Source organism: Pseudomonas sp. dw_612 (assembly GCF_018449725.1).
Lineage (GTDB): Bacteria > Pseudomonadota > Gammaproteobacteria > Pseudomonadales > Pseudomonadaceae > Aquipseudomonas.
In genome coordinates, this window is record NZ_JAAVVC010000002.1 from 425,594 (window position 1) to 438,355 (window position 12,762).

Sequence of the window (12,762 nt, forward strand, 5' to 3'; positions counted from 1 at the left end):
CCAGCAAAGGCATTGGTGGTTTTCGGCAGGCGAAAAAAAACCCGCTGGGTGGCGGGTTTTATCTGACAGGGTTGAGGTTAACGGGCGTACATGCCCCACCAGAAAACGTGGCCGAGGATGACGATCTGCTCTTCCTGGATTTCCTGGAAGGTGTAGTCCTCGTCCGGGTGTTCATCGCGATTGAAGCTGCGCAGGCGGATACCGGTCGGCAGGCGATAAAGCTGTTTCACCCGCAACTGACCGTTATGGTTGATCGCGTACAGATCACCGTCGACGATGTCGCCAATCCCGCATTTGCCGGCATTCACGCCAACGGTGGCACCATCGCGCAGGACCGGCAACATGCTGTTGCCGCGCACTGTCACGCACTTGGCCTGGTCGAACTGCACGCCGTTGTGACGCAGGCTGCGCTTGCCGAAGCGCAAGCTGGAGCGCTCGCTTTCTTCGATGACGAATCTTCCTGATCCAGCAGCCAATTCAACCTCGCGAAGAAAGGGGACCGACACCTCGTCGTCATCGACAGGAGTATCGTCGTCCCACAAGCTTATGTCCTTGAGTTCGGAATGTATGGGCTCGCGCCCGGCACCCGCGACTGGCGCAACATCCACGCGCCCGCGCAACTGATCGGTGCTCACGGCGAAGTACTCGGCGATCTTCGAGATGTGCTTATCCGAAGGATCGACGATCTTCCCGCTGAGAATGCGCGAGAGTGTGGATTGAGGCACGCCGGTGCGACGGTGAAGCTCCGTGGGGGAGATCCCGTGCTGATCGAGCAGCGCTCTTAAGACTGAAGAAACATTGCGTTTTTGCATAACGCGAATAGTGCTTGATCTTTTTGCGGAAAACAAATGCAGATATGCATAAAACGCAAAAAAGTTGCCATCAGCCACCAGCCCCAGAGGCCTGCGTCCGGCAGACCGCTCATGTTAACCTTGCGCCCATCGCGGAAAAGCCGGGCCGATGCCCCTCCTTTGCCCTACACCTTTCAACGAGTTTTCCTGATTTCCGATGAATAAAGCTATCTCCGATCTGTCCTCGCACACGCCGATGATGCAGCAATACTGGCGCCTGAAGAACCAGCACCCTGACCAGCTGATGTTCTACCGCATGGGTGACTTCTACGAGATCTTCTATGAAGACGCGAAGAAGGCCGCCAAGTTGCTGGACATCACCCTGACCGCCCGTGGGCAGTCGGCGGGCCAGGCGATTCCGATGTGTGGGATTCCTTACCACGCCGCGGAAGGTTACCTGGCGAAGCTGGTCAAGCTTGGCGAGTCGGTGGTGATCTGTGAGCAGGTCGGCGACCCGGCGACCAGCAAGGGGCCGGTGGACCGTCAGGTGGTACGGATCATCACGCCGGGGACGGTCAGTGATGAAGCGTTGCTGGATGAGCGTCGGGACAACCTGATCGCGGCGGTATTGGGCGACGAACGTCTGTTCGGTCTGGCGGTGCTGGACATCACCAGCGGCAACTTCACCGTGCTGGAAATCAAAGGCTGGGAGAACCTGCTGGCGGAACTGGAGCGGGTCAATCCGGTAGAGCTGATGATCCCGGACGATTGGCCGAAGGACCTGCCGGCGGAAAAACGCCGTGGGGTTCGTCGCCGTGCGCCGTGGGATTTCGAGCGCGATACCGCGCTGAAAAGTCTCTGCCAGCAGTTTTCCACCCAAGACCTTAAAGGCTTCGGCTGCGAGAACCTGACCCTGGCCATCGGTGCCGCCGGTTGCCTGCTCAGCTACGCCAAGGAAACCCAGCGCACTGCCCTGCCGCACTTGCGCAGCCTGCGTCATGAGCGCCTGGACGACACCGTGGTGCTGGATGGCGCGAGCCGTCGCAACCTGGAACTCGATACCAATCTGGCCGGCGGTCGCGAGAACACTCTGCAATCGGTGGTCGATCGCTGCCAGACCGCCATGGGCAGCCGTTTGCTGACCCGTTGGCTGAACCGTCCGCTGCGGGATTTGACCGTGTTGCTCGCGCGTCAGTCCTCGATCACTTGCCTGCTCGACGGCTACCGTTTCGAAAAGCTGCAACCGCAACTCAAGGAAATCGGCGACATCGAGCGGATTCTGGCGCGGATCGGCCTGCGTAACGCCCGTCCTCGTGACTTGGCCCGCCTGCGCGACGCTCTCGGCGCACTGCCCGAGCTGCAAGTGGCAATGACCGAGCTCGACGCTCCGCACATCATTCAACTGGCCGCGACCACCAGCACCTACCCGGAACTGGCGGCGCTGCTGGAAAAAGCCATTATCGACAACCCGCCCGCCGTCATCCGTGACGGCGGCGTGTTGAAAACCGGTTACGACGCCGAGCTGGATGATTTGCAATCGCTCAGCGAAAACGCCGGTCAGTTCCTGATCGACCTCGAAGCCCGAGAGAAAGCGCGCACCGGCCTGTCGCACCTGAAAGTCGGTTACAACCGCATTCACGGTTACTTCATCGAGTTGCCGAGCAAACAAGCCGAGTCGGCGCCAGCGGACTATATCCGCCGCCAGACACTCAAAGGCGCCGAGCGCTTTATCACGCCGGAGCTGAAAGCGTTCGAAGACAAGGCATTGTCGGCCAAGAGCCGGGCCCTGGCTCGCGAGAAGATGCTCTACGAAGCGCTGCTTGAAGACTTGATCGCCCAGTTGCCGCCGTTGCAGGACACCGCCGCCGCCCTGGCCGAACTCGACGTATTGAGCAACCTCGCGGAACGGGCGCTGAACCTTGACCTGAATTGCCCGCGTTTCGTCAGCGAGCCGTGCATGCGCATCAACCAGGGGCGTCACCCGGTGGTCGAGCAAGTGCTGAGCACGCCGTTCGTGGCCAACGACCTGAGCCTCGACGACAACACGCGCATGCTGGTGATTACCGGTCCGAACATGGGCGGTAAATCCACCTACATGCGTCAGACCGCGTTGATCGTGTTGTTGGCGCATATCGGCAGTTTTGTGCCGGCAGCTAGTTGCGAACTGTCCCTCGTGGACCGGATCTTCACCCGGATCGGTTCCAGCGATGACTTGGCCGGTGGCCGTTCGACCTTTATGGTCGAGATGAGCGAAACCGCGAACATCCTGCACAACGCCACCGAACGCAGCCTGGTGCTGATGGACGAAGTCGGTCGCGGCACCAGCACCTTCGACGGTCTGTCCCTGGCCTGGGCGGCGGCCGAGCGCCTGGCGCATCTGCGCGCCTACACGCTGTTCGCCACCCACTACTTCGAACTGACCGTGTTGCCGGAGGCCCAGCCGCTGGTGGCCAACGTGCATCTCAACGCGACCGAGCACAACGAACGCATCGTGTTCCTGCACCACGTATTGCCGGGGCCTGCCAGCCAGAGCTACGGCCTGGCCGTTGCGCAGTTGGCCGGTGTGCCGAGCGAAGTGATCGTGCGTGCCCGTGAGCACTTGGCCCGACTGGAAGCCACCGCCCTGCCCCACGAAGTTCCGAAGCCATCCAAAGGCAAACCGGCCGCGCCGCAGCAGAGCGATATGTTCGCCAGCCTGCCGCATCCGGTGCTGGATGAACTGGCCAAACTCGACCTGGACGATATGAGCCCGCGTCGCGCACTGGAAATGCTCTATACACTAAAGACACGGATCTAACGCACTTGCCTGCAAGCTGTTAGAATCTCGCGCGGTTTGGGATGCTGCTGGCTCATAGCCTGGCCAGCAGACTATCGCTCTCGAACCTGGCGACCCCAATGTTAAGGGGCTTCGCTGCCGCCGCCTGAGGAGAAAATTAGAAATGACCTTCGTCGTCACCGACAACTGCATCAAGTGCAAGTACACCGACTGCGTAGAAGTCTGTCCGGTGGACTGCTTTTACGAAGGCCCGAACTTCCTGGTGATTCACCCGGATGAGTGCATCGACTGCGCACTGTGCGAACCAGAATGCCCGGCCGTGGCCATCTTCTCCGAAGATGAAGTCCCGGAAGAGATGCAGGAATTCATTCAGCTGAACGTTGAGCTGGCCGAAATCTGGCCGAACATCACCGAGAAGAAAGAATCGATGCCCGATGCCGAAGAGTGGGATGGCGTCAAAGGCAAGATCAAAGACCTCGAACGCTGATTGACCCCGCGTTCTCGAAAAGGCCCCTTGCGGGCCTTTTTGCTTTTCTACAGGCAAAAAAAGGGGCGGTTTGACCCGCCCACATTTTTTCCCTATTCCCTGTATTCCTTTTCATCGTCCTGATGAACCGCGTCCTGCGATGTCCTTTCCCCTCTTCCTTGAAGGGCGTGTCGATCCGTCGGCACAACCCAGATACTAGAGAGTTCCCCGGCATGAGCAACCGCACTTCGCTGGCGAAACGCCCTGTCATATCTACTTAATAAAACAAAATATCCATATAAGTCAGCCACTTAATATGGAAACGTTTTGAAAATGGGCAACCACCAACCTGTAAAAATAACGAACACTTACGAAAGAGTAAGCAAAGTCTTACAACGCGAGACTACGAACCTGAGATTTCTCCCAGGCAACAAAAAGCCCCGAACCAGTCGAGGCTTTTTGCTGCCATTGAATGAATGCTTTATTGAAACAGCGACTCACTCGACAGGCCGTTCTTCTCGAGAATTTCTCGAAGGCGCTTAAGCCCTTCCACCTGGATTTGCCTGACCCGCTCCCGGGTAAGGCCGATTTCCAGGCCTACATCTTCAAGCGTGCTGCTCTCGTGACCGCGCAGGCCGAAGCGGCGTATGACCACCTCGCGTTGCTTGTCGGTCAGCTCCGAGAGCCACTGATCGATGCTCTGGGACAGGTCATCGTCCTGCAGCAGTTCGCATGGATCGGTTGGACGATCGTCGGTAAGGGTGTCCAGCAGGGTTTTATCCGAATCCGGACCCAGCGAGACGTCGACCGAAGAAACCCGTTCATTCAGGCCCAGCATGCGCTTGACCTCACCTACCGGTTTTTCCAGCAGGTTAGCGATTTCTTCGGGTGAAGGTTCGTGATCGAGCTTTTGAGTCAGCTCCCGTGCGGCCCTCAGGTACACGTTGAGCTCTTTGACCACATGGATCGGCAACCGGATGGTCCGGGTCTGATTCATGATCGCGCGCTCGATGGTCTGACGAATCCACCAGGTTGCGTAGGTCGAAAAGCGGAAGCCGCGCTCGGGGTCGAACTTTTCCACTGCCCGGATCAATCCGAGGTTGCCCTCTTCGATCAGGTCCAGCAGCGACAAACCACGATTGACGTAACGTCGGGCGATTTTCACCACCAGCCGCAGGTTGCTTTCAATCATGCGTTTGCGCCCGGCCGGATCGCCACTTTGCGACAAGCGCGCAAAATGAACTTCTTCTTCCGGAGAGAGCAGCGGGGAAAAGCCGATTTCATTGAGATACAACTGCGTGGCATCAAGTGCCCGCGTGTAGTCGATGTACTTGTGTTGCTTTAACGAAGCGGAGTGTTTGGATTTGGCACGAACGGAAGGTGGTGCTGCCCCTTCATCATTCGACATCGAATCCGTAGCGATGCCGGTCTCCATAAGGAGAACCTCATCGTCGATGTCAAACTCCGGCACTTCTTTACTGAGAGCCATTGTTATAGTCCTTTGGTGAGTTCGACCTCAAGCTCAAGCGGCGCCTTTATCCTTGGCAACGCTGGAGCCTGTTCCCTCTACGTGACGGAACAGGCTGACAACAAATCAACGACGTGGCAGGAATTGCAGCGGATCTACAGGCTTACCTTGTCGGCGAATCTCAAAATGCAGTTTCACCCGGTCTGTACCCGTTGACCCCATTTCGGCAATTGTCTGTCCGACTTTGACCTGCTGCCCCTCCCGAACCAACAGCCTGCGGTTATGTCCGTAGGCACTGACGTAGGTATCGCTGTGTTTGATGATGACTAATTCGCCGTAGCCCCTTAAGCCACTCCCGGCGTATACCACCGTCCCATCAGACGCAGCTAAAACAGGCTGTCCCAAATCTCCGGCGATATCAATTCCTTTATTCAAACTACCGTTTGAAGAGAATTTTCCAATTAATATGCCATTAGAAGGCCATCCCCAGCCGGTCGGGGCCGGACCTGCTGGAGGCAGTGGTGCGGGTGCTGGCTTGTTGGCGACGGACGGTGCAACCACCGCTGTGCTCGTGGTTGCGCCATTCGGTTGGCGCCGAATTACCGTTGTTTTCAGCGTCGAAGAAGGCGTTGAATTCGGTGCACTGGCGACCGCCGTCGGCGTTGAACCGGTGCGACCATCAAAGCGAATTGTCTGACCCGGATGGATCGTATACGGCGTAGGAATATTGTTCCGTGCTGCGAGGGCTTTGTAGTCCCAACCGTAGCGAAACGCGATCGAGAACAAGGTGTCTTTAGGTCGAACGACATATTGACCCGTGGTCACCGCCGGGCGCTGGGCGACGGCATTGTTGCGGTCCACCACGCCCACGGTGCTCGACTTGGTGCTGGAGCAACCGACCAGCAACGTGCTCAAGACAAGGCCAGTCACCAGGCGCTGAAAGCTTGTTGTACCCATACGCTGCGCAATGACTGTGAGACTCACCCGCCGCTCCCTTTGTGGTGGCTGAAAATGTGGTTTGCCGTGTTCCGGCACGAAATGTCGCAAGTATAACGGGCCGTACAGCCTTTACCTTTAATGAAGCGAATTCGCTCGGCGCACACGTTTGCTGCCTGACGATGAATACCGTTTAACCGATCGACGCCGCTGTAAGACATGGGCAATCGAAGAGAATTCAGCGCGCGAAAACAAATGCTCAGGCCAGTGGCCCGTTGAGCAATGGCACGAAGCGCACCGCCCCCAGAACGCGCCGGGAAAAGCCCTGTTCTTCACGGATGATCAGCATCAATTGCTGGACCTCGCCGGAGCCAACCGGAATCACCAGACGCCCGCCCGGCGCCAACTGATCGAGCAATGCCTGGGGCACATCGGTGGCGACAGCCGTGACAATAATGCCGTTATACGGAGCCAGGGCCGGCCAGCCTTCCCAACCATCGCCCCAGCGGAACACAACGTTGCGCAGGTTCAGCTCGACCAGGCGCTCCTTGGCCCGGTCCTGCAACACCTTGATGCGCTCCACCGAGAACACCCGTTCCACCAGTTGCGACAGCACGGCGGTCTGGTAGCCCGAGCCGGTGCCGATCTCCATCACCTTGTCCAGCGGACCGGCCTCCAACAGCAGCTCGCTCATGCGAGCCACCATATAAGGCTGGGAGATGGTCTGGTTATTACCGATCGGCAGCGCGGTATCTTCGTAGGCCCGGTGCGCCAGCGCCTCGTCGACAAACAGGTGACGCGGTGTACGGCGGATCACTTCCAGCACCTTGGCGTTGGAAATGCCCTCTTCATACAGCCGCTGAATGAGCCGCTCGCGGGTTCGCTGAGAGGTCATGCCGATGCCGCGACGCAGCATATCGTCTTGTTCACGAGACATTAACGCAGCCCCTCCAGCCAGCCATCGAGACTTCTGAAGGCATCATTGAAGGTGCGATCCAGTTGTAGTGGAGTGATTGAGACATAGCCCTGCATCACCGCATGAAAGTCAGTCCCCGGCCCGCCGTCCTCGGCGTCCCCGGAGGCCGCAATCCAGTAACCGGACTTGCCGCGCGGATCGACTACTTTTATCGGCGCCGCGGCGCGGGCGCGATGCCCGAGGCGGGTCAACTGAATACCGCGGATGTGGTCCAGCGGCAGGTTGGGAATATTCACGTTCAGCACCGTGCGCGGGGGCAGCTGGAGGTCAGCATGGGCTTCGACCAGTTTGCGCGCAAAGTAGGCGGCTGTGGGAAGGTTCTCTATTTGCCGTGAGACCAACGAAAAGGCAAACGAAGGACGCTCCAGGAAGCGACCTTCAAGGGCCGCCCCCACGGTGCCGGAATACAACACGTCATCCCCCAGGTTCGCACCCAGGTTGATACCGGAAACCACCATGTCCGGCTCGCGTTCCAGCAAGCCGTTAAGGCCCAGGTGCACGCAATCGGTGGGTGTGCCATTGAGGCTGATAAAGCCGTTGGCCAGGGTTTGCGGGTGCAACGGACGATCGAGCGTCAGCGAACTGCTGGCGCCGCTTTTGTCCTGGTCCGGGGCGATAACCACGCACTCGGTGTAATCCGCCAGCGCAGCATAAAGCGCGGCGAGACCGGGTGCGGTTACCCCATCGTCGTTAGAAATCAGAATACGCATGGGCTGTCCGTCTGCCCCACCGGCACCAGATCGACGAGTTCGCGCACCAATACGGTGGCGAAGCATCCGGCCGGGAGGACGAATTCCAGTTGCAGAATGTCAGGCTCGGGATAATGCCACGTCAACCCACCAATGGGCAGCCGCAGGATGCGACGTTCGTGGCTCATACCGGCGTTAATCAACCAATCGCGCAAGTCTGCTTCGCGGCTGGCGATTTCCTGCTCCAGTTCATGGACAGCGCCCGTGGCCGGCGAGTCACCTTCGCCCCACTGTGGGCCGGTCGGATGCAGGTCCAGAATCGCCAGGCGCGGGTCGCTGCACTCTGCTTCACCGGCCGGAAAAAAGCTGCGGCTGTCGGTGAAGGCCAGCAAATCACCGACCTGGGCACGCTGCCAGGTGCCATCGGCGACACGCGCCGCCAGCACTTGGTTGAATAGAAAGCTGCGCGCCGTGGAGAGCAGGCGCGAACGCACATTGCGCTGTTCCGGCAACGCCTTACGTGCAGCCCAGGCGCGCGCGTCAACGACGTTACCGCCGTCAAAGCCGAAGCGCTGGGAGCCGAAATAATTGGGAATGCCCTTTTGGGCGATCAACTGCAGACGTTCTTCGATTGCGACCTTGTCACCGGCAAATTGAGTCAGGCGCAAGGTGAAGCCATTGGCCGAGTGGGCGCCGCGCTGCAACTTGCGTTTGTGCCGACCGGTCTTGAGGATTTTCAGCGTGTCGTTTTCGGCCGCCGACAGATCAGGATCAGCCTTGCCCGGCAGTTGCACGCTGAACCACTGGCGAGTCAACGCCTGCCGGTCCTTGAGGCCCGCGTAACTCACGGTCCGCAACGGCACCCCCGCCGCCTTGGCGATCCGGCGTGCGGCTTCTTCGGTGTTCAGACCGCGCTTTTCCACCCAGATCCACAGATGCTCGCCATCACCACTGAGCGGGATATTGAGCACTTCATCGACTTGAAAATCTTCCGCCGTGGCTTTCAGTACCGCTGTGCCGAGGGCTTCGCCATAGGCCCGCGGGCCGAGCAATTGCAGTTCGTTCATGCGCGCAGCAACAAGGCAACGGAATGCACGGCAATGCCTTCTTCGCGACCGACAAAGCCGAGCTTTTCGGTGGTGGTAGCTTTCACGTTCACTTGATCCAACTCAACTTGAAGATCCGCGGCAATCAGCGCGCGCATCGATTCGATATGCGGGGCCATTTTTGGCGCCTGGGCGACGATGGTGTTATCGACGTTGCCGACTTTCCAGCCTTTGGCGTGGATCAGTGCGACGACGTGACGCAACAGCACACGGCTGTCGGCGCCCTTAAATGTCGGGTCGGTGTCCGGGAAGTGCTTGCCGATATCACCCAGCGCAGCGGCGCCGAGCAAGGCATCGCTCAAGGCGTGCAGCAGGACGTCACCGTCGGAGTGAGCGAGCAGCCCGAAGCCGTGTGCAATACGCACGCCGCCCAGAGTAATGAAATCGCCTTCAGCGAAACGGTGCACATCATAGCCGTGGCCAATACGCATAAAAAAACGCCCCGATTTTTGTCAGGGCGTGATTCTACCTGCATTACACGCCTAGGGCGCGTGCGTGATGCTGTAAGTGGTCGTCTATAAAACTGGCGATGAAGAAATAGCTGTGATCGTAGCCCGGTTGCAGACGCAACGTCAGCGGATGACCCGCCAGTTTGGCCGCTTGTTGCAAGGCTTCAGGCTTGAGCTGGGTGGCGAGGAAGTCGTCGCGATCCCCTTGATCGACCAGCAACGGCAATTGCTCATTGGCTTCGGCGATCAAGGCGCAGGCATCCCATTCGCGCCACTTCGAACGGTCTTCACCGAGGTAGCGGGAGAAAGCCTTCTGCCCCCACGGGCAATCCATCGGATTGTTGATCGGCGAAAACGCCGACACCGACTGATAACGGCCCGGGTTTCGCAGCGCACAGACCAACGCGCCGTGGCCGCCCATGGAATGACCGCTGATGCCGCGTTTGTCCGAGGCAGGGAAATGCGCTTCGACCAATGCCGGTAATTCCTGCACGACATAGTCATGCATCCGATAGTGCCGGGACCAGGGTTCCTGGGTGGCATTCAGATAGAAGCCGGCACCAAGGCCGAAGTCCCAGGCGCCGTCCGGATCACCCGGCACATCAGCACCGCGCGGGCTGGTGTCCGGCGCAACGATGATCAGCCCCAGCTCGGCTGCCATGCGCAGGGCGCCGGCCTTGTGCATGAAGTTCTCGTCGGTGCAGGTCAGGCCGGACAGCCAATACAGCACCGGCAACTTGCCGCCCTGCTCCGCTTGCGGCGGCAGGTACACGGCGAACACCATGTCGCAGCCGAGCACATCGGAGCGGTGCCGGTAGCGTTTGTGCCAGCCGCCGAAGCTTTTCTGGCAGGAGATATTTTCCAGGCTCATGTCCGACCTCAGAAATGGATGACGGAACGGATGCTCTTGCCTTCATGCATCAGGTCAAACGCCTTGTTGATATCCTCCAGACCCATGGTGTGGGTGATGAAGGTATCCAGCGGGATTTCGCCGGTTTCGGCCATTTCCACATAGCTTGGCAACTCGGTACGCCCGCGCACGCCGCCAAACGCCGAACCGCGCCAGACGCGACCGGTGACCAGTTGGAACGGACGGGTCGAGATTTCCTGGCCGGCACCGGCCACGCCGATGATCACCGACTCGCCCCAACCCTTGTGGCAGCACTCAAGGGCCGCACGCATCAATTGCACATTGCCGATGCACTCGAAGGAATAGTCGACGCCGCCGTCGGTCATGTCGACGATGACTTCCTGGATCGGACGATCGAAATCTTTCGGGTTCACGCAATCGGTTGCACCCAATTGCTTGGCGATCTCGAATTTGGCCGGGTTGATGTCGATGGCAATGATGCGTGCAGCCTTGGCTTTCACCGCGCCAATCACCGCCGACAAACCGATGCCGCCCAGGCCGAAAATGGCCACGGTGTCACCCGGTTTTACCTTGGCGGTATTGAGCACCGCGCCGATGCCGGTGGTGACGCCGCAGCCCAGCAGGCAGACTTTTTCCAGTGGCGCTTCTTTAGGAATCCTGGCGACGGAGATTTCCGGGAGCACGGTGTACTCGGAGAAAGTCGAGGTGCCCATGTAGTGGAAAATCGGCTGGCCCTTGTAGGAAAAGCGCGAAGTGCCATCCGGCATCAGGCCTTTGCCTTGGGTTGCGCGAATGGCCTGGCACAGGTTGGTTTTGCCCGATAGGCAAAATTTGCACTGACGACATTCCGGGGTGTACAGCGGGATCACGTGATCGCCGACCGCGACCGAGGTCACGCCTTCGCCGATGGCTTCAACGATGGCGCCACCTTCGTGACCGAGGATCGACGGAAAGATGCCTTCCGGGTCAGCGCCGGACAAGGTGTAGGCGTCGGTGTGACAAACACCGGACGCCACGACGCGCAGCAGGACTTCACCGGCCTTCGGCATGGCGACATCGACTTCAACGATTTCGAGGGGTTTCTTGGCCTCGAAGGCAACGGCGGCGCGCGACTTGATCATGCTGACTCTCCAGTGAATAAAAACGAGACAAGGAGTGTAATACACCGCCGTACGATGAATAATCAGGACAAATGCAAAATATTATTGCCGTACAGGGATAATCCTAAATGTCTGAAAACCGCTGGGAAGGGATCGACGAGTTTGTCGCCGTCGCCGAGTGCAGCCAATTCACTGCGGCGGCTGAACGTCTTGGGGTTTCTTCCTCCCATGTCAGCCGACAAATCGTACGTTTGGAAGAGCGCCTTCAGACGCGGCTGCTGTATCGCAGCACCCGCCGGGTCACCCTGACCGAGGCCGGGCAAACCTTCCTGCAACATTGCCAGCGTTTGCAGGATGGTCGCGAAGAAGCGCTACGCGCGGTCGGCGACCTGACCAGCGAACCCAAAGGCATGCTGCGCATGACCTGCGCCGTGGCTTACGGCGAGCGCTTCATCGTGCCGCTGGTAACCCGATTCATGGGACTTTACCCGCAGCTGCGGATCGACATTGAGCTAAGCAATCGCCAACTCGATCTGGTGCACGAAGGCCTGGACCTGGCGATCCGCCTCGGTCGCCTGCAAGACTCGCGGCTGGTGGCGACACGCCTGGCACCGCGACGCATGTACCTGTGCGCCTCACCGTCCTACCTGGAACGCTATGGTCGGCCACACAGCTTGTCGGAATTGAGCCGGCATAACTGCCTCATCGGCAGTTCGGACCTGTGGCAACTGGAACAGAACGGGCGGGAATTTTCGCAACGCGTGCAGGGAAACTGGCGTTGCAACAGTGGGCAAGCGGTATTGGATGCGGCGCTGCAAGGGGTGGGGCTGTGTCAGTTGCCGGACTATTACGTGCTGGAGCATTTGCACAGCGGCGCGTTGATTTCGCTGTTGGAGCCGCATCAACCGCCGAATACAGCGGTGTGGGCACTTTATCCACAGCAACGACATCTGTCGCCGAAGGTGCGCAAGTTGGTGGATTATTTGAAGGAAGGGTTGGCTGAGCGACCGGAGTATCGGGTTTGATGGTTTGAAGATCAAAAGATCGCAGCCTCGTTGCACTCGACAGCTCCTACAAGTGCCATACGGTGCACACGGGCAATGTAGGAGCTGTCGAGTGCAACGAGGCTGCGAT

General features: G+C 59.1%; 12 protein-coding genes. 3 read left to right on the plus strand and 9 right to left on the minus strand.

Features of this window, described 5'->3' with window-relative positions:
• Positions 1–77: 77 nt before the first annotated feature.
• Complete coding sequence (locus HB680_RS05180; RefSeq protein ID WP_213937600.1) at positions 78–812, minus strand: XRE family transcriptional regulator; 735 nt, start codon at positions 810–812, stop codon at positions 78–80.
• Positions 813–1,020: 208 nt separating this feature from the next.
• Here HB680_RS05180 and mutS point away from each other — a divergent pair, with 208 nt between their 5' ends.
• Both mutS and fdxA read left to right on the plus strand, forming a co-directional pair.
• On the plus strand, positions 1,021–3,588 hold the full coding sequence (gene mutS, locus HB680_RS05185; RefSeq protein ID WP_213937601.1) for a DNA mismatch repair protein MutS: 2,568 nt from the start codon (positions 1,021–1,023) through the stop codon (positions 3,586–3,588).
• 142 nt (positions 3,589–3,730) lie between these two features.
• A complete protein-coding gene (gene fdxA / locus HB680_RS05190) occupies positions 3,731–4,054 on the plus strand; it encodes a ferredoxin FdxA (protein WP_054047139.1) in 324 nt (107 codons plus the stop codon).
• 460 nt (positions 4,055–4,514) lie between these two features.
• Here the strand turns inward: fdxA and rpoS are convergent, their stop codons facing one another.
• The 8 genes from rpoS to HB680_RS05230 form a co-directional block, all read right to left on the minus strand.
• A complete protein-coding gene (gene rpoS, locus HB680_RS05195) occupies positions 4,515–5,522 on the minus strand; it encodes an RNA polymerase sigma factor RpoS (protein WP_054047143.1) in 1,008 nt (335 codons plus the stop codon).
• 105 nt (positions 5,523–5,627) lie between these two features.
• The gene (locus HB680_RS05200; protein WP_213937526.1) at positions 5,628–6,485 is read right to left on the minus strand and encodes a peptidoglycan DD-metalloendopeptidase family protein; all 858 of its coding nucleotides are present in this window, start codon (positions 6,483–6,485) and stop codon (positions 5,628–5,630) included.
• Between the two features lie 211 nt (positions 6,486–6,696).
• Complete coding sequence (locus tag HB680_RS05205) at positions 6,697–7,332, minus strand: protein-L-isoaspartate(D-aspartate) O-methyltransferase (RefSeq protein WP_173860469.1); 636 nt, start codon at positions 7,330–7,332, stop codon at positions 6,697–6,699.
• 41 nt (positions 7,333–7,373) lie between these two features.
• On the minus strand, positions 7,374–8,123 hold the full coding sequence (surE, locus tag HB680_RS05210) for a 5'/3'-nucleotidase SurE (RefSeq protein ID WP_213937527.1): 750 nt from the start codon (positions 8,121–8,123) through the stop codon (positions 7,374–7,376).
• Positions 8,111–9,169, minus strand: a complete 1,059-nt coding sequence (truD, locus tag HB680_RS05215) for a tRNA pseudouridine(13) synthase TruD (RefSeq protein WP_213937528.1) — start codon at positions 9,167–9,169, stop codon at positions 8,111–8,113. Before truD ends, surE begins: the two co-directional genes overlap by 13 nt.
• Positions 9,166–9,639: a 2-C-methyl-D-erythritol 2,4-cyclodiphosphate synthase gene (gene ispF / locus HB680_RS05220; protein WP_010462780.1), complete on the minus strand. Its 474-nt coding sequence runs from the start codon at positions 9,637–9,639 to the stop codon at positions 9,166–9,168. Before ispF ends, truD begins: the two co-directional genes overlap by 4 nt.
• Before the next feature lie 43 nt (positions 9,640–9,682).
• Positions 9,683–10,528 (minus strand): S-formylglutathione hydrolase, encoded by an 846-nt coding sequence (gene fghA / locus HB680_RS05225; protein ID WP_213937529.1) that lies wholly within the window; start codon positions 10,526–10,528, stop codon positions 9,683–9,685.
• Positions 10,529–10,536: 8 nt separating this feature from the next.
• Positions 10,537–11,649 (minus strand): S-(hydroxymethyl)glutathione dehydrogenase/class III alcohol dehydrogenase, encoded by a 1,113-nt coding sequence (locus HB680_RS05230; RefSeq protein ID WP_213937530.1) that lies wholly within the window; start codon positions 11,647–11,649, stop codon positions 10,537–10,539.
• A 107-nt stretch (positions 11,650–11,756) separates the two neighbouring features.
• Between HB680_RS05230 and HB680_RS05235 the strand changes: the two genes are divergently transcribed.
• Complete coding sequence (locus HB680_RS05235) at positions 11,757–12,653, plus strand: LysR substrate-binding domain-containing protein (protein ID WP_213937531.1); 897 nt, start codon at positions 11,757–11,759, stop codon at positions 12,651–12,653.
• Positions 12,654–12,762: the final 109 nt, after the last annotated feature.

What these genes read in the sequence shown, in the direction of transcription:
- HB680_RS05180 (WP_213937600.1), bottom strand. Translation starts at nt 812, where the DNA reads ATGCAAAAACGCAATGTTTCTTCAGTCTTAAGAGCGCTGCTCGATCAG.
- fdxA (WP_054047139.1), top strand. Translation starts at nt 3,731, where the DNA reads ATGACCTTCGTCGTCACCGACAACTGCATCAAGTGCAAGTACACCGAC.
- rpoS (WP_054047143.1), bottom strand. Translation starts at nt 5,522, where the DNA reads ATGGCTCTCAGTAAAGAAGTGCCGGAGTTTGACATCGACGATGAGGTT.
- HB680_RS05205 (WP_173860469.1), bottom strand. Translation starts at nt 7,332, where the DNA reads ATGACCTCTCAGCGAACCCGCGAGCGGCTCATTCAGCGGCTGTATGAA.
- surE (WP_213937527.1), bottom strand. Translation starts at nt 8,123, where the DNA reads ATGCGTATTCTGATTTCTAACGACGATGGGGTAACCGCACCCGGTCTC.
- truD (WP_213937528.1), bottom strand. Translation starts at nt 9,169, where the DNA reads ATGAACGAACTGCAATTGCTCGGCCCGCGGGCCTATGGCGAAGCCCTC.
- ispF (WP_010462780.1), bottom strand. Translation starts at nt 9,639, where the DNA reads ATGCGTATTGGCCACGGCTATGATGTGCACCGTTTCGCTGAAGGCGAT.
- fghA (WP_213937529.1), bottom strand. Translation starts at nt 10,528, where the DNA reads ATGAGCCTGGAAAATATCTCCTGCCAGAAAAGCTTCGGCGGCTGGCAC.
- HB680_RS05230 (WP_213937530.1), bottom strand. Translation starts at nt 11,649, where the DNA reads ATGATCAAGTCGCGCGCCGCCGTTGCCTTCGAGGCCAAGAAACCCCTC.
- HB680_RS05235 (WP_213937531.1), top strand. Translation starts at nt 11,757, where the DNA reads ATGTCTGAAAACCGCTGGGAAGGGATCGACGAGTTTGTCGCCGTCGCC.